18 protein-coding genes are annotated in these 20375 nt (G+C 50.4%); all 18 read left to right on the top strand.

The window, feature by feature from the left end; all coding sequences use genetic code 11:
- Position 1: 1 nt before the first annotated feature.
- The 18 genes from MKX42_RS23055 to MKX42_RS22965 all read left to right on the top strand — a co-directional run bounded on the left by MKX42_RS23055 (position 2) and on the right by MKX42_RS22965 (position 20304).
- Complete coding sequence (locus MKX42_RS23055) at positions 2-220, top strand: hypothetical protein (protein ID WP_340754906.1); 219 nt, start codon at positions 2-4, stop codon at positions 218-220.
- Between the two features lie 21 nt (positions 221-241).
- Positions 242-721 carry a hypothetical protein gene (locus tag MKX42_RS23050; protein WP_340754904.1) on the top strand — a complete coding sequence of 160 codons (480 nt, stop codon included), beginning with the start codon at positions 242-244 and terminating at the stop codon, positions 719-721.
- A gap of 32 nt (positions 722-753) precedes the next feature.
- Positions 754-1242, top strand: a complete 489-nt coding sequence (locus MKX42_RS23045; protein WP_340754902.1) for a hypothetical protein — start codon at positions 754-756, stop codon at positions 1240-1242.
- 21 nt (positions 1243-1263) lie between these two features.
- Positions 1264-1500, top strand: a complete 237-nt coding sequence (locus MKX42_RS23040) for an EsaB/YukD family protein (protein ID WP_340754900.1) — start codon at positions 1264-1266, stop codon at positions 1498-1500.
- A gap of 4 nt (positions 1501-1504) precedes the next feature.
- Entirely contained in the window at positions 1505-2341 is an 837-nt protein-coding gene (locus tag MKX42_RS23035; RefSeq protein ID WP_340754897.1) for a DUF5050 domain-containing protein, read from the top strand.
- A gap of 11 nt (positions 2342-2352) precedes the next feature.
- Positions 2353-6246 (top strand): type VII secretion protein EssC, encoded by a 3894-nt coding sequence (gene essC / locus MKX42_RS23030; RefSeq protein WP_340754895.1) that lies wholly within the window; start codon positions 2353-2355, stop codon positions 6244-6246.
- A 36-nt stretch (positions 6247-6282) separates the two neighbouring features.
- The gene (locus MKX42_RS23025; protein WP_340754893.1) at positions 6283-6609 is read left to right on the top strand and encodes a WXG100 family type VII secretion target; all 327 of its coding nucleotides are present in this window, start codon (positions 6283-6285) and stop codon (positions 6607-6609) included.
- A gap of 33 nt (positions 6610-6642) precedes the next feature.
- Positions 6643-6933: a WXG100 family type VII secretion target gene (locus tag MKX42_RS23020; RefSeq protein ID WP_036702412.1), complete on the top strand. Its 291-nt coding sequence runs from the start codon at positions 6643-6645 to the stop codon at positions 6931-6933.
- A gap of 161 nt (positions 6934-7094) precedes the next feature.
- The gene (locus MKX42_RS23015; protein ID WP_340754891.1) at positions 7095-8402 is read left to right on the top strand and encodes a hypothetical protein; all 1308 of its coding nucleotides are present in this window, start codon (positions 7095-7097) and stop codon (positions 8400-8402) included.
- A gap of 50 nt (positions 8403-8452) precedes the next feature.
- The gene (locus MKX42_RS23010; RefSeq protein WP_340754889.1) at positions 8453-9262 is read left to right on the top strand and encodes a copper amine oxidase N-terminal domain-containing protein; all 810 of its coding nucleotides are present in this window, start codon (positions 8453-8455) and stop codon (positions 9260-9262) included.
- A 10-nt stretch (positions 9263-9272) separates the two neighbouring features.
- Positions 9273-11990 (top strand): hypothetical protein, encoded by a 2718-nt coding sequence (locus tag MKX42_RS23005; RefSeq protein WP_340754888.1) that lies wholly within the window; start codon positions 9273-9275, stop codon positions 11988-11990.
- Between the two features lie 29 nt (positions 11991-12019).
- On the top strand, positions 12020-14140 hold the full coding sequence (locus tag MKX42_RS23000) for a hypothetical protein (protein WP_340754887.1): 2121 nt from the start codon (positions 12020-12022) through the stop codon (positions 14138-14140).
- A gap of 22 nt (positions 14141-14162) precedes the next feature.
- Entirely contained in the window at positions 14163-14750 is a 588-nt protein-coding gene (locus tag MKX42_RS22995; RefSeq protein WP_340754885.1) for a pentapeptide repeat-containing protein, read from the top strand.
- A 139-nt stretch (positions 14751-14889) separates the two neighbouring features.
- Positions 14890-15132: an SMI1/KNR4 family protein gene (locus MKX42_RS22990; protein ID WP_340754884.1), complete on the top strand. Its 243-nt coding sequence runs from the start codon at positions 14890-14892 to the stop codon at positions 15130-15132.
- 20 nt (positions 15133-15152) lie between these two features.
- The gene (locus MKX42_RS22985) at positions 15153-17291 is read left to right on the top strand and encodes an HNH endonuclease signature motif containing protein (protein WP_340754882.1); all 2139 of its coding nucleotides are present in this window, start codon (positions 15153-15155) and stop codon (positions 17289-17291) included.
- A 21-nt stretch (positions 17292-17312) separates the two neighbouring features.
- A complete protein-coding gene (locus MKX42_RS22980) occupies positions 17313-17789 on the top strand; it encodes an SMI1/KNR4 family protein (RefSeq protein ID WP_340754880.1) in 477 nt (158 codons plus the stop codon).
- Between the two features lie 498 nt (positions 17790-18287).
- Positions 18288-19621 (top strand): IS3 family transposase gene (locus tag MKX42_RS22970; protein WP_445669382.1). Its coding sequence is split into 2 segments (ribosomal slippage): positions 18288-18669 and positions 18669-19621, totalling 1335 coding nucleotides; the frame shifts between segments, so codons are not numbered across the junction.
- A gap of 371 nt (positions 19622-19992) precedes the next feature.
- Positions 19993-20304: a hypothetical protein gene (locus tag MKX42_RS22965; protein ID WP_340754878.1), complete on the top strand. Its 312-nt coding sequence runs from the start codon at positions 19993-19995 to the stop codon at positions 20302-20304.
- Positions 20305-20375 lie beyond the last annotated feature (71 nt).

Here is a 20375-nt window from a genome sequence, read left to right as displayed (position 1 = left end):
TATGGAGAAGAATTCGCAGAACGTGGCTAAGTCTAAGAAGAGTCAAGAGAGCTTTTGGACAGAAGAACGCGGGGATATCGGGGTGAAGCAGATTGCAATTACTGTAGCAGCAATTGTCATAATCGGTGCGGCTATCGTAATTGTGCAAGACAATCTGGGAACCTGGATCGGTGATATTTGGAAACTGTTCATGAATCAGATTGAGAAATTCACACAGTAATCCGAAGGAGGTACACCGGCTATGCGGGGAGTCGCAAAATCCTTTCTGGTCGCGATTGTGGTGGCAGCCAGCATTATGGTGTTCACCAATCTGGTGTTCTTCTTCCCATGGTACATGACGCTGGTCATCGAGACCTTCAACCTGTCACAGGTTGCTGCCGGCGATAATTACATCAAGCAATCCTATTATGATGATGCGCTGAAGCGTCTGAAGGAGCGGCCGATCTACCGGGAGCATCCGGATCAGATCGAGGTCGAAGCCTTTAATGAAGATAAGGGCAGGGCCGTCGGGAACGATGACGAGACGGTCTATGCCAATGCGACCGAATTGGAGAAGCCCTACCGCCAGCGGGGAGAGCCCGTGACGGTCACGGTACGCGCAGTTTATCCGCTGAGCGTTAAGCTATGGGGGGAAGAGATCCGCACGGAGATTCCCGTGTTTTTTTCGCTAACCTCAGTCGGGCTGAAGCATTATAAGGATCTGGACTATTATTTCGATTAACTCACTGAGATGAGAAGCGGGGACTGAAGGACTTGAGAACAATCGCGGTGTCCATTCTGATCGCTGTGATGCTGTCCATCCTGATTGCACCGCTGACCGAAGTGTTCAATATTTCACGCGAGCAGATTGTGCTGAGTACGGCGCTTAATAACGCGCTGCGTTCTGCCAAGGACCGGAGTCTGGTCTATGAGAAGCTGCGGGGGCTAGATGCGGAGGTGGATGAAGAACGTTTCGCGGAGTATTTCGCTGAAGCGTTCGGTGCAGCGATGAAAGCCGGGCTTACAAGCAACGATGGAGGTCAGCTAACCTTCGCAGGGGAGCAGCAGGCGATACAGGTAACCCTTGAATTTAGACATGAGCCTGAGGCATGGAATGGGCGGGAAACCACTGAAGTGCATGTCCTGGCGGAAGTCCCTTATGTGTTCAAGACCAGATATTTACGGCTGGCCCGGAAAGCCGGGCAGGATGTGGATTTCGTCATGACAGGCGAGCGGATGACCGTACTCTCTGTGAAGAACTAGGGAACGGAGGATAGGATTCTTATGGAATATGTGATGGTTACGCTGAAGGCAGGAACGGTGGAAGCCGATCTGAAGCTGCCCTCGGAAATCCCGGTATCTGAACTGCTGGAGATGCTGGAGGAGCCGCTTGCGCTGAAGAAGCCGCAGAGAAGGAGACTGCAGGCAGAGCCGCTGGGCCGTATTCTGGAGAGCGCACGTTCACTTGAGGAAGAGGGTGTCAGCCACGGCGCGCTGCTGACGCTGATAGGAGAGGAATGACAGCATGAATGATAATATTGCAGGCGGCGGACTCCTCTTACAGACTCCGGGTGTGTTCTACATAACGGATCTATGCGGGACGCTGGAACCGGAACCCGGAACTTACATACTGAACCGGGATGAAGGAGGAGCTGAAAGGCTGCCGGGAATTCTCTGGTTCATGAATGAAGCGGGAGGGTTGCTGTTCGCCAGTGACCAGAGCCGTGGCAATGCCCTGGTTAGAGTGGATACGGGAACGCAAGAGGTTATGGTGGTGCTGCATGAGCCTTGCCGTGAGATCAGGCTCAGAGCAGGCTGGCTGTTTTACATTAATGAAAAGGATGGAAGATTGTACCGCTGTCTGCCGGATGGACGCAAGCCCGAACGCCTTACGGACAGTGTGGTGCAGTGCTATACGATCTTGGGAGAACAGCTCTATTATACTTGCGCACAAGGGATCTACAGTTGTCCATTGGAGGGTAACCGCTCTGCCCGGCTGACTGAGGGAGGCGCTGCTTATCTGCAAACTTGCGGAGCGCGGCTCCTGTATGCGGATTTGACGAACGGATATGCCTTGACGCTGCTTGATCCGCTGTCCGGTGAGCAGGAAGCCTACCCGGATCTGATTCCGCTCAGCATGATCAGCGAAGGTGGTTACATCTACTGCTGCAATGCGGGCAATGACGGATCGATCTATAGGCTGGATCTGAAGTCTGGTGAGAGCCTGCGCATGTATGGAGAGCGTGCGGACCGCGTGCATAAGGCAGACGGGCAACTGTTCTTCGTACATCAAGAGCTGTGGTACACCATGCCCATGTCAGGCGGACAAGCGGTTCGCTTTGAGGCAGACAGAAGCCGTTAAGGGGGATGAAGATGGCAAAAGTATACGAATTCAGCCGCCAGCCCAGATTTTTGCCGGATATGCCTGGCGGTGAACTGGAAATTCCGAATCCTCCGCATGCGTATGCTAAACCGGAGATCGCCTGGATGGCCCTGCTGGTGCCCCCTGCCGTAATGCTCGTCATTACCGTGCTGCTGGCACTGACAGCCCAGTCTATGTATATGATGCTCTCCATTGCCATGACGGTAACCACGCTTCTGTTCTCCTTCACGGGTGCAGCGTCGCAGATCCGTAAGTATAACCGGCAGAAGAAGGAGCGGGAGCAGAAGTATCTGCAATATATTGCCGATGTCCGTACCGAGCTGTCCCTGGCCCGGACTCAGCAGAGCAAGGCGCTGCACGAAATGAACCCGGAGCCTGAAGCTTGTCTGCATAGACTTCAGCAGCATGACAGCAAGCTGTGGGAACGGACGCCGGTTCACCAGGATTTTCTCTCCTTGCGGCTGGGGGTAGGCAGTGTGCCGTCCGCCTTACGTATTGTATACAACAAGCAGGCAGTCGTGCTGGAGAATGACCCGCTGCTGATGGAGCCGCACCGGCTGGCGCTGGAGTTCGCCAAGGTTCCTGATGCACCGGTTACGGTTAACCTGCTGGAAGCTGAAATCTGCGGCCTCGCAGGAGAGGCAGAGCGAACCCGGCATCTGCTGCAGCAAATGGTCCTGCAGCTGGTGACGCATCACGGATACGATGATGTGAAGCTCGTGCTGCTGGTGCCGGAAGAACGTGTTGAAGATTGGAGCTGGCTGAAGCATCTGCCCCATGTGTGGAATGAAGACTTCACCACCCGTTACTTGCTCTGCGGCAGGCCCATGGCTCACCCTGTACTGGGTGAATTACAGGAGATTCTGAGAGAACGGGAGCTGCGCACGGTGCCCGGGAGTTTGCATCCGCATTATGTCTTTATCATCGAAGATCCTTCGCTGCTGGAGAATGAACCTATTTACAATTATCTCTATAACGGGAATTCCCGGCTTGGCGTATCCTCGATGTTCATTGCAGCCAATAAAGCCTATCTTCCGATGAACAGCCGCGTAGTGATCCATATGAACAGTAAGAGTGCTGAACTCGCGGACAAAATATCGGGAGTCAAGCTGACCTTCGTGCCCGATCAGGTGAATACAAGAACGCTTGAACAGTCGGCCCGTAAGCTGGCCCCTCTGCGTCTGCGGTCTACGGGAGCAGCGTTTGCTCTTCCTGCTTCGGTCACACTGCTGGACATGCTGGGGGTCCGTACCGTGGAGGAACTGGATTTCCCGTCCATTTGGAGCCGCAACAAGACGTTCAGGGGAATGGGTGTCCCTATCGGTGTACGCGCAGGCGGAACCGCATTTCGTCTGGATCTGCATGAGAGCGGGCATGGCCCCCACGGCCTGGTTGCCGGGACCACGGGTTCAGGCAAAAGCGAGCTGCTTCAGAGCCTGATTATTTCGCTGGCGATCCACTATCATCCACATGACCTGGTCTTTGTCCTGATTGACTACAAAGGCGGCGGGATGGCCGATGTATTCCGGGGGCTTCCGCACCTGGTGGGGACGATTACCAACCTGGGCGGGAATGAGACGAACCGGGCTCTGCTCTCTATCAAAAGCGAGCTGCTGCGCCGCCAGCGGCTGTTCGCTGAACAAGGGGTCAACAATATCGACCGCTATCAGAAGCTGTATTATAACGGAGGCATGGAACGCGGCATGACGCCTATCCCGCATCTGATCATGATCGCCGATGAATTCGCGGAGCTGAAGCAGGATCAGCCCGACTTCATGAAGGAACTGGTCAGTGCCGCGAGAGTAGGCCGAAGCCTGGGGGTGCATCTGATCCTGGCTACGCAGAAGCCGGCAGGAATCGTGGATGATCAGATCTGGAGCAATGCCAAATTCAAGATCTGCCTGAAGGTCCAGGATGAAGCGGACAGCAAGGATGTTATTAAGCGTCCGGATGCGGCCATGATCAAGGAGCCGGGGCGGGCGTTTATCCAGGTGGGGAATGACGAGATCTTTGAGATGTTCCAGTCGGCTTACTCTGGAGCGATGTATGATCCTGGCAACGTGCAAAGGCATCACCTCCGGCACAAGCGCATTTACCGGCTGCAGCTCAACGGCAAACAGGAGCAGATCTATCCGCTGGATGAAGAGAAGCTGCCTGAGATGGAGGTGCCAAGCCAACTGGAGAGCGTGGTCAAATCGCTGGCAGCTTCTGCCCGGAGCGCAGACGTTCACCCGCTCCCCGGACCCTGGCATCCTCCGCTGCCTGAATCGGTACATTTAGCGGAATTGTATAAGGCTGGCGGGGGCTGGGAGGAAGCCGGCGGCTGGCCGTCCGTCCAGGAGACGCTGAGTATCCCTGTTGGTCTTGTAGATGACCCGCGCGGGCAAAGGCAGGAAGCGCTGATGCTTGATTTGGCCGGGGAGGGCAATCTCTTCATTTACGGTGCGCCGGGCACGGGCAAAACGGTGTTGCTGAGAACCTTATGTTTGTCAGCGGCTTACCGGTATTCACCGGAAGACGTACATCTATACTTGATGGATTGCGGAGGCTCTTCGTTCAAAGCGCTTGAAGCGCTGCCCCATTGCGGGGGTGTGATGACGCTGGAGCAGGAGAAGACTATTCTCCAGTTTACTAAGTTTCTGTTCCGCACCATGAATGAGCGCAAGCGGATTTTTGAAGACAGCGGGGCGGACGGCTTTGCCGATTACCGGGCAAGGATCGGCAAGCTGGCGTCAGTGGTGCTTGTGATTGACAACTATTTCGCCTTATCGGAGACCTATGAGGAATTGGATGAGCAGATGGTGGTGCTAGCGCGGGAAGGGACCAAATATGGAATCTACATGGTGGTTACGGCTACCAATGCTTCGCTTGTACGCTATAAATTCGCTATCAATTTCAAGAATGCCATCAGCCTGCAGATGACAGAGAAAAGCGAATATGAAATGATTGTCGGCCGTACGGAAGGCCTGGAGCCATCACGCGCGGCCGGCCGGGGACTTGTGCGCAGCAAGCCTCCGCTGGAGTTCCAGACGGCATTGCCGCTCCTGCCAGAGCAGAAGCATGGAGGAGTGGAGCAGTGGATACTTCACCTGCGTAAACAGGCAGACACCGGGCTGTTAACGGAAGCGCCGCGGATTCCGGTGATGCCGGCTTCCATTGATATCCGTAAGCTGAATGAGGCTTGTGCACTGCCGGAAGGGCGGCTGGCGATTGGACTATCAGATAACGACCTTCAGCCTGCCGTCCTGGATCTGGACACAACACCTATCGTCATGGTAGCCGGAGATCCTATGTCCGGTAAAAGTACATTGCTGGTATCCTGGGTCACACAGTTGCTGAGACAGTCTGGGAAGACAGCCGTCTATGCGCTTGATTCGGGGAGCATGGGAATCTACAGTGTGCTGGGGCAGCCCGGTGTAACGGATTTGGCAGCCGTCGATGATATGTATGCCTTTGCAGAGGAAATCAAGAATGAGCTTGAGGGCAGACGCCGCTCCCTGCTGGAGGTCAAGAGCAGCGGCGGTGCAGCCGCAGAGCTGTATACCTCATGGCCGCGTATCGTCTTCGTCATTGACCGGCTTACGGAGTTCACGAATGGTGATCTCTATGCCTTGAAAGAATTGCTGGAACGAATGGTGAAGCAGGAACGGGCGCTTAAGGTTGCCGTTATTGCTGGAGATAACACGTCGGAGCTGGCCGGGAACTGGGACGGACTCGGAAAGGCGATCCGCGAGGAACAATGCGGACTTCAGCTGGGCAGCCTGAAGGATCAGAATCTGTTCAACGTCCGGTTGCCTTACGGTGAGAAGGAGAAGGAGCTGGAGCCGGGGGATGGCTACCTGATTATGAAGAATAAATACTCGGGTATCCGCACGGCTACTTAGGGCCTTCGAATGGACCCATTTGAGGAGGTGAGCTTGTTGCCTACGCCGCAAGAAATCCGCCGGCAGTCAGGAAATGTAAGCAGTGCGGCGGAGGATATCCGCCGGGAGCAGAGTAAGAATGACAGCAGTGCCGCTCAGAGCAGCAGCTGGTGGAAGGGCGGAGCCGGGGATACTTATCGCAGCGAGTATCAGGAGATTACCCGGGATGTAACCCGTTTGCTTGGACAGATGCGGGAGCTGCAGAATCAGCTGCAGGCCCTGGCGGGCGCTGTCCAGCGGGCTGACGATGAACGCAGGGCGAAGGCGAAGGCGGAAGAAGAGGCCCGCCGCGCGCTGGCCGCAGCCGCTGCGAGGAAGAAGTAACGGCAATAGATTCCACGAAGGGAGGTGAATCGAATGGTGAAACAGGTGTTCAGTCCTGAGCAGGCTAGAAGTGTAGCCAGTTCCATTAAAGCTAAAGGCCAAAGTGCTAAAGATATCATCAACAAGCTGGATAGTGAGATCAAAGCTGCTGAAGCATGGTGGCAAGGTGAATCCTCCAAGGCCTTCATTGAGGAATTTAACCAGTTGAAGCCGTCGCTCGACAAACTGGTCGAGTGTGTGAATGGCATCAGTATGCAATTGAACAAGGTAGCAGAGATCAAGGAGCAAAGCGATCGTGATATTGCCAGCCAGCTTCGCAGATAGAAGCAGGCGGAATATAGGTATAGGCGGCCGGAAGCATAGGCTTCCGGCGCGGCTATGCTTGTTATACATAACTTCAGAATATCAGACATCATGAAAGTGATGGTTCAGACATAGAAGTGAAGCAGGCGCAGCAGCAACACTCGGAAAGGGGCAACGGCAAAATGAAAAAAATGTTCTGGATCATCAGCCTCAGCACAATACTTATGATTACAGGCTGCGCACGGACAGATAAGGCTCCAGCCCATGAAACGGGTCAGACTGCCACGCAGAGTCAGGCAATCGAAACCCCTGCTCCAAGTCCTTCAGCAGTCCCGGCTAAGAAGGTCATTGCCGATGAGCAGAAGAATGGAGAAGATGGCATGTTCCAACTGGGAATGACCTTGGATGAAGTGCGCAAACAATTGGAAGCTGAAGGCATGGACGACAGCAATGAAATTGAGAATGCCGGTGATCCCGCCGATTGGAATCAGGGACACCGTACCGTTATGACGGACCAAGCTGATTTTACCTTTGATGAGCATGAGCGGCTCTACAGGATTGATGTGACGGATGAATCCCCCACAACAGCAGGCCTTAAGGCAGGGGATGCGGAAGCAGAAGTGCTCCGGCTGTATGGGGAGGAATTCCACACCTATGAAGGGGCTGACGATGGAAGCCGGGTCCTGGAGTATGTAATGAAGGATCATTACTTCACGGTATGGCTGCAGGAACAGAAGGTTGGCGGCTGGGGTGTCTCCTCGTATAAATGGCAGACGAATAGTCCCGTTACGGAGAGCTATGATCAGGTGAAGCCTGCCGGAGATCATGAAGGCACTGCACTGAAAGAGAAGCTGTATGGAGAGCTTCAGGCCAATATGCAGAAGGTGGAGCAAAACTCTGATGATTTGATGGCCGCCGTACTGGCCTCTGACCGGATTCGCGGGCTGCAGAGCATCCTGTCCATCGTGCTCAGCGATGCGGAAGTGGAGGAGATGCTGGATCAGCAAGAACAGGTTCAGCCGCTGCTGAATGACTCTGTCATCTATACCGGCTATTCGACGCAGGGTGTGCATCTGATGGCGATTCTGTCGCCAACTACGCCGGGGAATGAGAAATTTAAAGCTGCGATGAACCAGCTGCGCGGCAAAGAGGATGAATATGCCTTCCTATCCGCGATTACAGATGCATCGGATGAACGTTCACTTGAAGTTGGACTCGATCTGTATGCAGAGGATCTGGCAGGCTCGCGTCAGGAGATTAAGCTTAGCTCGATTACAGTCTCGGACAGCAGTAACGGAGCAGAGCAGGTGGTGCCCTTTACAGGCAAAGACCTGGAACCGCTCTTGACTCAATACAGCCGTAAGCAGAGTTCAGACCTTGTACTGGCAAGCGGAGCCTGGCACGCCTTCGGCTTCATGGGCACCCTGATCAACGATCCTGTAATTAAGATAGAGTTAGACGGAGAGCCGGTAATTCTGCAGCGCCAGTAGAAGGAGTAAAGATAAATCTTGTCACAACCCCATTTGAGGAGGATATAAAAATGAAAAAAATAACAATCTGGCTTACAGCCCTATTACTGCTAATCTCGCTATTGCCTGTATCGGCACATGCCGCCCAGTCTGTCCGGGTGGTGGTAGACGGCTCCAAAATCAGCTTCCCGGATGCCCAGCCGTTTCTCGATAAGCAGAACCGGGTGCAGGTACCGGTCCGTTTCGTGAGTGAAGCACTGGGGGCGAAGGTAGGCTGGACTCCCGCTTCCAACACCGTAACGGTGGAACTCAATGGCAAGAAGCTGGTGCTGGTCATTGGGAACCGGCAATTTACGCTGGATGGCGCCAAGAAAACGATGGATACCGCCGCCCTGATGAAGAATGGCAGAACGTTCGTGCCGCTGAAGTTTGTCAGCGAAGGACTGGGCGTAGGCGTGAACTGGGATCAGCGGGTCAGCACCGCTTATATTTCTACGGATGGCAAGACGCCTGTGATCAGCTCCGCACCCGCTAAGGGCACTCCTAAGACATCTAACGGATTCACTTATTATACGGATACAGGCTCTATGCTTCAGGTTAATTCTTCTACTGAGAATCCTCCCAAGGGCAAGGCCGTGCTTGTCATTCTGGTCGATTTCGAGATCGAGGGTGCCGATTATGCCATGCAAATGAAGGAAGCGGAAGCGATTATGCGGCAAAAGATTGAGCCGGCTACTGTAGATGCCATGTTGGCCTATGTTGCTCCCAAGAAGACAGTAGAGTATAACCTGCCCTTTAGAACATTTGAAGATGCAAAATACAAAATTAATGTGTCATCTACCGAATATAACGCGTTGGTTTTTACTATATACAGAAAATAGGTGTAGATGGATGAAGAAAGCCCTGGTTCTAGCCATACTTTCGGTCATTTTTGTCGCTGCCGTCTTCCAAATGGATACGTATTCGGATGCACGCGGGAAGCCGGCCACTCCGGCCGAAGTGCTGAAATTCGCCAACGAAGATTACCTGGACTTATATGGTGTGAAGGATTACTTCAAGGAGGAGACCTCCAAGGGCAGCTACCGGAAGGATCTGCTGCAAAAAAGGATTGCTTCAGGTGCCGAACGTTACTATGAAATCGTCTACGGGACCAGTCATGGCACCCAATTGGACGGAGGGCTCTATGAATATTCCGGCTATACCCGGGAAGGAGATTCTATACCGACAGAGAATGTTCCCTGGTTCGCCGGGTGGAGCGGCACGCAGATTCAGAATCTCTCCCTGATTAAGGAATCCTGGGAGGATGATGCCGTTCAGCAAAAATTCAAAGTTAATACAAATAAATTTGACCGCTACCAAAACACTAACAACCCTAAGCTCACCGCCTATCTCACGGACGGGACCTTCGAGCAGGCGATTATCGAGGGCTTGAATATTGAATACGGCGGCAACCATACGTATAAGGACTTCATGTACCGCAATCAGAATAAAGAGCTTCAAGATAAGAAGGTATATACCAATAACGCCACTCCTTCCAAGGGAGGGAAGTGGATTGACTATGTTCATGTGCTTCAGCCGCCTACGTATTTCTCGTGGGGGTATGGAACCGTCTATATCTCCCATAACAGCGGGAATATCACGTATTTGGACATTCCGATTGCACCACTGGCATTAGTCGAGCAGGAATACGACTTGAAGGCTGAATTCGAGCAGCTGCCGCTGCAGGCGCAGACCGGTGAACAGGTGCAAGTACAGATCCGGGTGGATTCATCTTTTCCTGAAGAGATTAAGACCCCCTTCCGTTGGGAGATTATTCAGGTGAGTACAGGCAAGGCCATCAATAGCTCTTCGGCGAAGCTGATGTTCACCGGTCATGCGCAGAAGGGGAGCGGGGAGCTCGTCATTCCCAAGAACGGGGAGCGCTTGCTGAAAGCCAGCTTCAAAATGCCGGACAGCGAGGTGCGAATTAAGTTCAGTGTGAACCCGGAGGGGAAGACCCCCAAGGAGAAGCAACTGGCTAATAACGTGCTCGATTCGCATCCGATCGCCGTCAAGCTGCTGAAGCCGCAGCCGCTGGGCTATAATGTGCTGACCCGGCAGGTGGAATTCCCGATCTACGGCGGTGCACCGTTAGTTGCCCAGTTGTACTTACCCCGCGGAAGCTGGATCAACAATGCTACCGGACAACTGCATGTGACCAATGCGACCCCGGATGTATTCCGGCAATATAATGTTTCGGGCAATCCTGTGGTGGATGATCCGGGGAGTCGTATTACGCGCCAGCCCATCGTCAGCGCGGTGATTGACCGGAAGGATTTCGGCGATGACCCTGAGCATGGCAAATGGCTGAATCCGGCTAATCCATACTCCCCTGCCGTGAAAGAAGGCCGGGTGGACTTCCAGGGCGGAGTCCAAAGAACCTATAAGTATGACGTGACGAGCTGCAGCAATGGTACCTGCACCACACGGACAGTAACTGATACGGCAACCGCCAGCTTCCCGCAGGGAACGGACCGGAAGCTCTATGAGATGTATTTCTATCATGGACGCAAGGAAGTACCAGAGCCTGTGGTAGATAGTAAGATCGAGCAGAACACCGGGACCTCTCTATCCAAGAAGCTGCTGTGGAGAACCGAGCCGTATCCGGTGGATGTCATCCGCTGGATGTACCATTTAGATAAGAATAATCAAGCCTATCAGGCTGTAGCTGTAAATGGGCAATACAAGCGTTCGTTCACGCAGCAAGGTATGGGCGACATTGCATGGAGTGCAGACCTTCCGCAGCGCCAAGAATACCAGACTTCACGGACTGCGGCCAAAGAAGGACAAGCGGGTAAAGCTGGCTATGATAAAGCGGTGTTCGCCACGGACCGGGAATTGCAGCGCTTCAATTATCCGGTGAAGTCGGGCTACTATTTTAACCCGGCAGGGTCCTATTCCTTCAAGGTAAAGACCGTAGTGTACAAGCCGGTCAAGGACGATACCGAGGATCATAAAGAGCTGGTGCAGCGGGTCATTGATTCGTTCCGTTATGAGAATGATCTGATCTATATCAACAACAAAAAGATTGCCGTGAACCTGAGCAATGAGCCGCTTGCCAAGCAGGGCGGAGGGTTTGCCCGTAAAACCGGCATACTGACTGCCGCGAGTCCAAAGGGTGTGAATGGTGAAGTGCTGCTGGCCGTAATGGACCGCAGTACAGATGGCAGCCGTTACAGCAAAAAGGTAGTGGAGCTGGAGCATTCACAGGACGTAAAGGGCGATACCCATGAATACTGGAAAAAGGTGATGGAGGGCTATAGCCAGTCCTCTACGGCAGGGAGCAATACGGCTTTTGAGTATAAGGAATTCGTAAAAGACGGGCAGAACATGTATCAGATTACGGAAGAGACCCGCGTCACGATTGTGATCAACCCAAAGAACAGCTATCTGTATACCCACGCCAATATGGCGGACGGTGAGTATCCGATTAAAGTGTCGGTTGGGAATGTGGAGCTTGGCAAGAGCAAGCTGGCTTATCGCACGTTAGGCTCCATTCAAGGTATTACGACACTTGACGGCATGACGGTAACGGTAAAAGGCTCCATGTTCGACGACTTGAATAACTAGACGGCGGATTAGTACTCTGGAGGTGAAGCATGCAGCAGCAGGTGGACATCAAGCGGATGCTGGAGCAGGAGCAGGGACTGAAGCGCTTGAACCGCATACTGGAGGAGCAGGTCACGGGAATGGACAGAAGCGTTGGCGGTCAGGTTCGTTCGGTGCAGGCTGCTTACCCGGAAAGTTATGTGCAGTCTCCCTCCCGCGAGGCCGTCCGGTTGCTGCAGGAGTTGGCAAGGGAGGCACAGTCGCTTAGTGACCGGATAGAGCGCAAGCAATCGGCGTTACGCTGGGCGGCCGGGCAATATCAAGCTGCCGAGACGAAGGCGCAGAGTCTGGTTCATGCGACACGGGCCTTCACTTGGAAGCAGGCAGGCAGCATGTTCAGCCGGTGGCTGCAAGGCGTACGCGACCAAGCAGCGCGTGGCATTCAGAATGTCCTTCGTCATCCGCCCACGCTGAGCCGCATGATTCAGGATTTGCTGCGGAACGTCAGGGATGCTTCGGTGGACAGACAACTGCAGTCTTTTGCAGCAGATGCAGTCATCTCTGAACTGTTCCGGCAGAGAGAATCCGGCAGTCTCGCTGAACAGCAGCAGGCGCGGGAACAGTTGTCCAAGATTGCGGAGGCGTTGCGGGAAATCGGACGCAGTCAAGCAGCCTACTCTGTCTATGAGAAGTATGGGAACAAGACTTATATGAAGTCCGCGAATGAACATGCGGAGCATCAGCGGGAGCTGCTACAAAAGCTGGGCGTGGACCCAGGCTTCTATGCGAAGACCGACCTGCGGACGCAATACAAGGGCTCCCCCTTATCTGCCTGCACCTATAATCCGCTGTTAACGGACGGATCCGCGGTGCCAGCCAGTGATGAGCTGCGGTTCGCCATCGCCTTGGGGCTGGTGAATGAGAAATACCGCGAGTGGGCGAAGAGTAATTACAATGACATTGAAGCAGCAGTGATTCGAGCGGAACAGATTCGCGAGCTGGAACGGCAGGTGGCAGAGTATAAGCGGCTCCATGGGCCGCCGATGACGTTGCCGGATGGCACGCCGATCACAGCGGAGAACAAAGAGAATGAGACGACCTTTGCCTATTTCAAGGACAAGGTCTATGATCCCAGTAAACATACCGGAGCCGTGTACACCGCGTATTATGCTTGGGCGGAAGAGACCTACGGTATGACCGAATGGCGCAAAATAGTGGTGCAGGCCGATCAGGTAACCCAAGCCTTTGTAGGCGGCCTGATCAAATCTACAGTCATGGGCGTGGTGGACACCGCTAAGTTCGCTTTTGACTTCGTCATCGACCCGGAGAAGACGACCCAGGAAACGATCGACAAGGTGAACTATCTCGTCAATCACCCTGAAATTCTGGTGGATGCGGCCAAAGCCATGTATCATGACTTCAATGAAGGCACCCCGGAGCAAAAAGCCGAAATGCTCGGCAACGCCGCTTCCATTCTCGTCCCGGGCGTACCCATCGCCAAGAGCGGCATGGTCGGCAAGCTGGCCGACGCGGTAATGGACCCGCTGACTGATGCGGTGAAGAAAGTGCCGGATGTTCTGAAAAATTGGGATTTCCCAGGAATGAACCCTTACCCGAACCGGTCAATCCCGGCAATGCCGGGCGGTCCAAGCCCCGTTGAGATGCCGGGGCAGGTGTGGCGGAGTGAGGGGAGACCAAAAGCTGGCTTAGACAAAATTAGAGAAACTGCTCCGGATTACTATAAAGAATTGACAGACAAGTATGGAGATAAGGGAAGATACTATGCTAGGTCACCAGAAGAGTATGAAAGTTTGGCAAAAGATCCAGCAAAAAACTTTAAAATAAACGAAAAATCAAAAGTTGAGAGACTAGCAGGTTTAGAGTTAGAGGCGAGAGGAGACCTACCTGGTCCTATTGTTAGAGATAGCAATCCAGCAGGTGCAGAATTTATTGATGCAACAGGTATAAAGTGGGACGTTAAAGGTTGGTATTCAAAATTTGCACCAAAGGGTTATACTCTGGAAAAGGCAATTGCTGATATAGAAGAATCTCTTTCAAAAGGTGAGAATGTTATCATCGATTCATCAAAAATGTTCCCAGAACATATAGACGAAGTACGCGAAGCAGTGAAAGAATTAGGATTAAGTGATAAATTGCTATGGTGGCCATAAAGTATGCGAAAGGAAGTATTACATGGATGATAATATTTTTTTAAAACATCATAAATGGGCAGAATCGGATGGTAGTATTGGAGAGAAATTAGAAATTGTGAATGAAGAACTAAAACAACTGAATCTTACAGGGATGAACCTGAGTTGTTCAGAGATTGTAGAGTCAAATATGAGCAATTCGTTTCTGACAAATAATGATATGAGTGATTGCTATTTTTTAAGTACCTCATTCGAAAGAACGACTTTCTCAGAATGCACACTGAGTAAAACAGTATTTGATTACGCATCCCTAAAACATTCAGATATAAGAAATTGTGTAGCTATAAAAGCGTCTTTTGATGATACAGACCTTAGCTTTGCTAATGTATCTCAATCTGACTTGAGGCGAGCATCATTTCGAAGAGCAAATTTAAGCTATGCAAAGTTTTCTAATGTTGATATAACAAACGCTCTACTTGATGGAGCACTTCTTTATGGCACTAGTTTTGAAGAAATATACGGAATTGATGAAGTGTCTGCCAAACATATTTTTATTGGAACAGAAGAGAAACCAATAAGGTTGGAAGGTGATGATATTAAAAAGTGGTTAATGGAGCAGATGAGAGGATAATATCTTCATTGAACACTTGATAAACTTACAAAGCTCTTTCCAATTTGTTTTATAAGTAGATTTATATCTAATGAAGATGACATTTTAAGATTGAAGAAACTAATACCAACCAAAGAACTCCCCTTAACTTATTTATTCAATGAAATATATATCAGAACTTAAGGAATGGGCAGTTGAACTACTGGATGAGAATAATTTCCCGAAAAAATTAACAGATAATCAGTTTGTATTTATGATGCACCAAGGATATATGTTTTGGTATTTTAACTTGGATGAGAGTGATAATCCGTCTGTGTATCATTATGATGAAAGTCTGGATCTAACTGATTTCAGGAAAGTTAGTGATACACTTTCGGAATTTATAATTTCATTGTATGACTGATGCATCTCTGGAGGTGAACCATGCAGCAGCAGGTGGACATCAAGCGTATGCTGGAGCAGGAGCAGGGACTGAAGCGCTTGAATCGTATACTGGAGGAGCAGGTCACGGGAATGGACAGAAGCGTTGGCGGTCAGGTTCGTTCGGTGCAGGCTGCTTACCCGGAAAGTTATGTGCAGTCTCCCTCCCGCGAGGCCGTCCGGTTGCTGCAGGAGTTGGCAAGGGAGGCACAGTCGCTTAGTGACCAGATAGAGCGCAAGCAATCGGCGTTACGCTGGGCGGCCGGGCAATATCAAGCTGCCGAGACGAAGGCGCAGAGTTTGCTAAAGGCTACACCAGCCTTCACTTGGAAGAAGGCAGGCAGCCTGTTCAGCCGGTGGTTGCAAGGCATACGGGATCAGGCCGCGCACGGAATTCAGGATGTCCTTCGTCATCCGCCGACGCTTAGCCGCATGATTCAGGATTTGCTGCGGAACGTCAGGGACGCTTCGGTGGACAGACAACTGCAGTCTTTTGCAGCAGATGCAGTCATCTCTGAACTGTTCCAGCAGAGAGAATCCGGCAGTCCCGCCGAACAGCAGCAGGCACGGGAGCAATTGTCCAATATTGCCGAAGCGTTGCGGGAAATCGGACGGAGCCAAGCGGCGTACTCTGTCTATGAGAAGTACGGGAACAAGAGCTATATGAAGTCCGCGAATGAGCATGCAGAGCGTCAGCGGGAGCGGCTGCAGAAGCTGGGCGTGGACCCGGGATTTTATGTAAAGACTGACCTGCGGACGCAATACAAGGGCTCCCCCTTATCGGCCTGCACGTATAATCCGCTGTTAACGGACGGATCGGCGGTGCCAGCCAGTGATGAGCTGCGGTTCGCTATCGCCTTGGGGCTGGTGAATGAGAAATACCGCGCGTGGTCGAAGAGTAATTATAAGGACATTGAAGCAGCGGTGATTAGAGCGGAACAGATTCGCGAGTTGGAACGTCAGGTGGCAGAATATAAGCGGCTCCATGAGCCGCCGATGACTTTGCCGGACGGCACGCCGATCACCGCAAAGAACAAAGAGAATGAGACTACCTTTGCCTATTTCAAGGAGAAGGTCTATGATCCCAGAAAACACTCCGAAGTCATGTATACCGCCTATTACGGTTGGCTGGAAGACACGTACGGCATGACCGAATGGCGCAAAAAAGTGGTGCAGGCCGATCAGGTCACCCGGGCCTTTGTCGGCGGTCTGATCGAATCTACAGTAATGGGGGTGGTGGACACCGCCAAGTTCGCATTCGACTTCGTCATTGACCCGGAGAAGACGACCCAGGAGACGATCGACAAGGTGAACTATCTCGTCAATCACCCCGAAGTTCTGGTGGATGCAGCCAAAGCCATGTATCATGACTTCAATGAAGGCACCCCGGAGCAAAAAGCCGAAATGCTCGGCAACGCCGCTTCCATTCTCGTCCCGGGCGTACCCATCGCCAAGAGCGGCATGGTCGGCAAGCTGGCCGACGCGGTAATGGACCCGCTGACTGATGCGGTGAAGAAAGTGCCGGATGTTCTGAAAAATTGGGATTTCCCAGGAATGAACCCTTACCCGAACCGGTTAATCCCGGCAACCCCGGGTGGCCCGGGCACGGTCGAAGTGCCGGGGCAGGTGTGGCGGAGTGAGGGTAGGGGGAAAGCGAATCTAAAAAATATAGATGAGTTTTTAAATGGGAATAAGAAATTTAATGAAGTAATTGATGATTATGCAAAAATATACAAAGAACAAGTTGACTCAAACAAACCTTGGTCTTGGGATGATACGATCCCTGGTGGGGATAGCTTGTCTGCTGCTCAAAAAAGAAAGATAAAAGAAATCGCAGTAGCGAATGGACATATTCCAGAAATAAAAGTTACAAAAGTTGATGGAATGAGATATGGATTTGCTGATTTTGCCGGTGCAAATGTAGTTGAAGAAACTGTTGAGCTACCAGAAAAATTTTGGAAGTTATCGGATAAAGAACAGTTTAGTTGGTTAGATGAGCAGATAGGTGGCACGAGAAAAGGAATGACGTGGCATCATACGGAAATCCCTGGTAAAATGGAACTTGTTCCATTCGGTATTCACAATATTACACCTCATAATGGTGGGCGGACGGCAGGTATGTGGGCTGACGCTCCGAGATAATATTTTTTAGGAGGTAGAGAAATGGAAGTTAAGGATGAAACTATAATATATCCATTGCCGGATGATGTTCTGCTGACTGAAAAAGAATATAAGTGGAGAATTAAATTGCCGGATGAATATAAAGAATTTATTAAAAAATTTAATGGTGCTTCTCCTGTAAAAGATAGTTTTAAGTGTAACAACCATAGTTATGCAATTGATAGGTTTTTATGCATCTTGAAGGTAACCGGGGAGAGGGATGATGAATTCTACGATATAGGAGTAGTTAGAACTCAGTTAGATGAGAGAATTGTTTCAGACGAAAATTTAGTAGGTACTGAGTTGTTGCCAATAGCCGTGTTATTTGCAGGTGACTTTGTGTGTTTAGACTACAGGAATACTGATAAAACAGAGCCATCTGTTTGCGTTTGGAATCATGAAGAATCTTCAGATTTAGACCCTGTAACTTATTTTACAAGTAATAGCTTTGATGAGTTTTTAAATATGTTAACCGAATAATGAACCCAATATTTAACCAATAACAAAATAACCTATGTAATCCATTTCATTGAACAGGTTGATTATGGTAAGATACCACCGTAATTGACCTGTTCTTTTGTTATTTTGTTTACTTACCGATTTTTCAAAATTTTTTGTAACTCTAATATACATCGCTTATCTATAAATTGTCCGCAAAAAAATTCGAGAGGGGCGTGGACTTGAAGGAATGGGAATTTAAGTAATTTGAACTGGAAAGGAATGGATCACACTTCTGAAGATCATATTGTATTTCATGAAGGTCCAGAGTACTGGGCCAAAACGATTTATTATGAACAAAGTAATTGGTGGAACTATAAACCAGAAGAGCTTACCCCAAAGAAAATAAAATAGTTGATGTAAAGAAGCAGCACAGAATTATGAACTGTGACCCACAAGAAAGACACTTTGAAAAAAGTGACCTTCTTGTGGGTCTTTTGTGTTTTAATCAGAATATTGGAAAAGGAGCGGGATAAGGCTGTGGGAAACTTAAATCGAACCCTATTTACGGAGGATAGCATCAGAAGATTAGAGAAGAATCCAAATGTTCAGCGAGTATCCGAGACGAATATTTCGTATACTGCTGAGTTTAAGTTATCGGCAGTGAAGGCCTACAACGAGGGGACACCCCCGTCAGAAATATTTCTTAGGGCGGGCTTTGACCTGGATCTCATCGGTTCTAAAAAACCAAAGCATAGTTTGAAACGCTGGAGAGATAGCTTTGCTAAATATGGTGAACTTGGACTACTGGAAGAACGGCGTGGCAAAGGCAGCGCTGGGCGAAAGCCTGCGAGTCCCTTGTCTGCTGACGAAGAACTGAAGCGCGCAAAGGCGAAGATCAAATTACTAGAAGCTGAGGTCGACTTTCTAAAAAAGCTCGAAGCGCTCGAACGGAACAAAGGAAGACCTTAACCCCTTCGGAGCGCTACGAGATCATTTATCACACCCTGAGAGCCCATGGACTCAACCGCATGACGCGTTATCTCTGTGAAGTCGCCGCCGTGAGCACCAGTGGCTATTACAGATGGCTGGGCTCCGAGCAAAGACGCCAACTTCGTACAGCCGACGACGAGCGTGACCTTGTTCTCATTAAGCAACACTTCGACGCCTTACAAGGAAGAGCTGGCGCTTTGGTGATTAAGATGCGTTTGGAGCATCTCAGCGGGGTCACCATGAACCACAAGAAGATTCGCCGATTAATGCGTAAGTTTAACCTTGTCGCGGCCATACGGCAAGCGAACCCGTACCGTAAGATGGCAAAGGCTACGCAGGAGCATCAGACCTGTGCCAATTTACTGAAACGCCAATTTGACCAGAAAGAGCCGGAGAAAGTCTTTCTAACCGATATCACGTACCTGCGGTACGGAAACGGACAGTGGGCTTATCTATCGTGCGTAAAAGATGGAGCAACAAGACAAATTCTTGCCGACTGTGTAGCAGGGACACTAGAGTTACCACTCGTTGAAAAGACCATTCGGCGCCTGCTGGAACGGCTGGATGGAAACCTTCATCCAGAAGCCATTTTCCACTCCGATCAGGGCATGCACTACACGCATCCTAAAACTCGTCTCCAAATGGAGCAGGCAGGTTTTCAACAGTCCATGTCCCGTAAAGGGAACTGTTGGGACAATGCATCAATGGAGTCATTCTTTGGGCACATGAAAGATGAAATGAGCGTTCGAGATTGTCAGAATCTTACGGAAGTCAGGGCTCGTGTTTCGGAATATATTGCCTACTATAACTCCGAGCGATACCAATGGACATTAAAAAAGATGACTCCTGACGAATTCAGAAGTCATCTCCTTGCGAGCTAGCTCTAGGGTATTTCTTTTAAACCGTCCTCAAATTGGGTCACAGTTCATTGATGATCTGGGGGCTGTTTTTTACTTTAATGAGAGAAACAATAAATTTATAAATAGGAGGAGAACCCTATTTCGATATCGGCTTCAATAAGCATAGAAAATGATAGTACAAGATGATACCGACATCACTGATTTTAGCTGGTATCTGGACAGAATATTACCCGTCTTCAGAGGTCTGCAGGTTGAACAGATAAGCTGTGAGCAATTGCTCTGATAAACTTCATTTTTCAATGCGGGAAAGACGAGGAAGAGGATCTTAAGAAAGCTTTTCAAACCTTTGGTATTCGTCTGGAGAATTTGCAAGATAACAGGTGGTGAGCTATGTGAAAGGAAGTTTCTCGTTCATCGTTCGTGGTGATAACTTAGATTTTGACGGGATCAGTACCAAGTTACACTTGTCACCAACAGAGCAAAGTGAACCGGAAGATATTCTTGAACTTCTTCAGCAATTAACTCCGAACTTAAAAACAATTACTGAAATGATCGATGAGTATAACGAAGTAAGTATCAATAGTTACATGAGATCAGATTATGGTCAGATGGGCTTTATGCTTTCCAATGAAATGCTTAGAAGTCTAGCAGTTTTAGGGATAGCTATTAAATTTCATATACTATCTTTTGGCATGGTAGAGTAACCTGTCGAAATCCATAACAAAGACATACCAAACCAACCGTAACTGAGCCAGATCAGTGCGGTTTATTTTAT

The sequence above is a fragment of the Paenibacillus sp. FSL R7-0204 genome (assembly GCF_038002225.1).
Lineage (GTDB): Bacteria > Bacillota > Bacilli > Paenibacillales > Paenibacillaceae > Paenibacillus_AQ.
Note: the sequence above shows the minus strand (reverse complement) of the source record. Positions and strands in the feature narration are given on the sequence as shown.

Excerpts from the sequence above, each read along its gene's own strand:
- MKX42_RS23055 (WP_340754906.1), top strand. The coding sequence starts at position 2 with ATGGAGAAGAATTCGCAGAACGTGGCTAAGTCTAAGAAGAGTCAAGAG.
- MKX42_RS23050 (WP_340754904.1), top strand. The coding sequence starts at position 242 with ATGCGGGGAGTCGCAAAATCCTTTCTGGTCGCGATTGTGGTGGCAGCC.
- MKX42_RS23040 (WP_340754900.1), top strand. The coding sequence starts at position 1,264 with ATGGAATATGTGATGGTTACGCTGAAGGCAGGAACGGTGGAAGCCGAT.
- MKX42_RS23035 (WP_340754897.1), top strand. The coding sequence starts at position 1,505 with ATGAATGATAATATTGCAGGCGGCGGACTCCTCTTACAGACTCCGGGT.
- essC (WP_340754895.1), top strand. The coding sequence starts at position 2,353 with ATGGCAAAAGTATACGAATTCAGCCGCCAGCCCAGATTTTTGCCGGAT.
- MKX42_RS23020 (WP_036702412.1), top strand. The coding sequence starts at position 6,643 with ATGGTGAAACAGGTGTTCAGTCCTGAGCAGGCTAGAAGTGTAGCCAGT.
- MKX42_RS23015 (WP_340754891.1), top strand. The coding sequence starts at position 7,095 with ATGAAAAAAATGTTCTGGATCATCAGCCTCAGCACAATACTTATGATT.
- MKX42_RS23010 (WP_340754889.1), top strand. The coding sequence starts at position 8,453 with ATGAAAAAAATAACAATCTGGCTTACAGCCCTATTACTGCTAATCTCG.
- MKX42_RS23005 (WP_340754888.1), top strand. The coding sequence starts at position 9,273 with ATGAAGAAAGCCCTGGTTCTAGCCATACTTTCGGTCATTTTTGTCGCT.
- MKX42_RS23000 (WP_340754887.1), top strand. The coding sequence starts at position 12,020 with ATGCAGCAGCAGGTGGACATCAAGCGGATGCTGGAGCAGGAGCAGGGA.
- MKX42_RS22995 (WP_340754885.1), top strand. The coding sequence starts at position 14,163 with ATGGATGATAATATTTTTTTAAAACATCATAAATGGGCAGAATCGGAT.
- MKX42_RS22990 (WP_340754884.1), top strand. The coding sequence starts at position 14,890 with ATGAAATATATATCAGAACTTAAGGAATGGGCAGTTGAACTACTGGAT.
- MKX42_RS22985 (WP_340754882.1), top strand. The coding sequence starts at position 15,153 with ATGCAGCAGCAGGTGGACATCAAGCGTATGCTGGAGCAGGAGCAGGGA.
- MKX42_RS22980 (WP_340754880.1), top strand. The coding sequence starts at position 17,313 with ATGGAAGTTAAGGATGAAACTATAATATATCCATTGCCGGATGATGTT.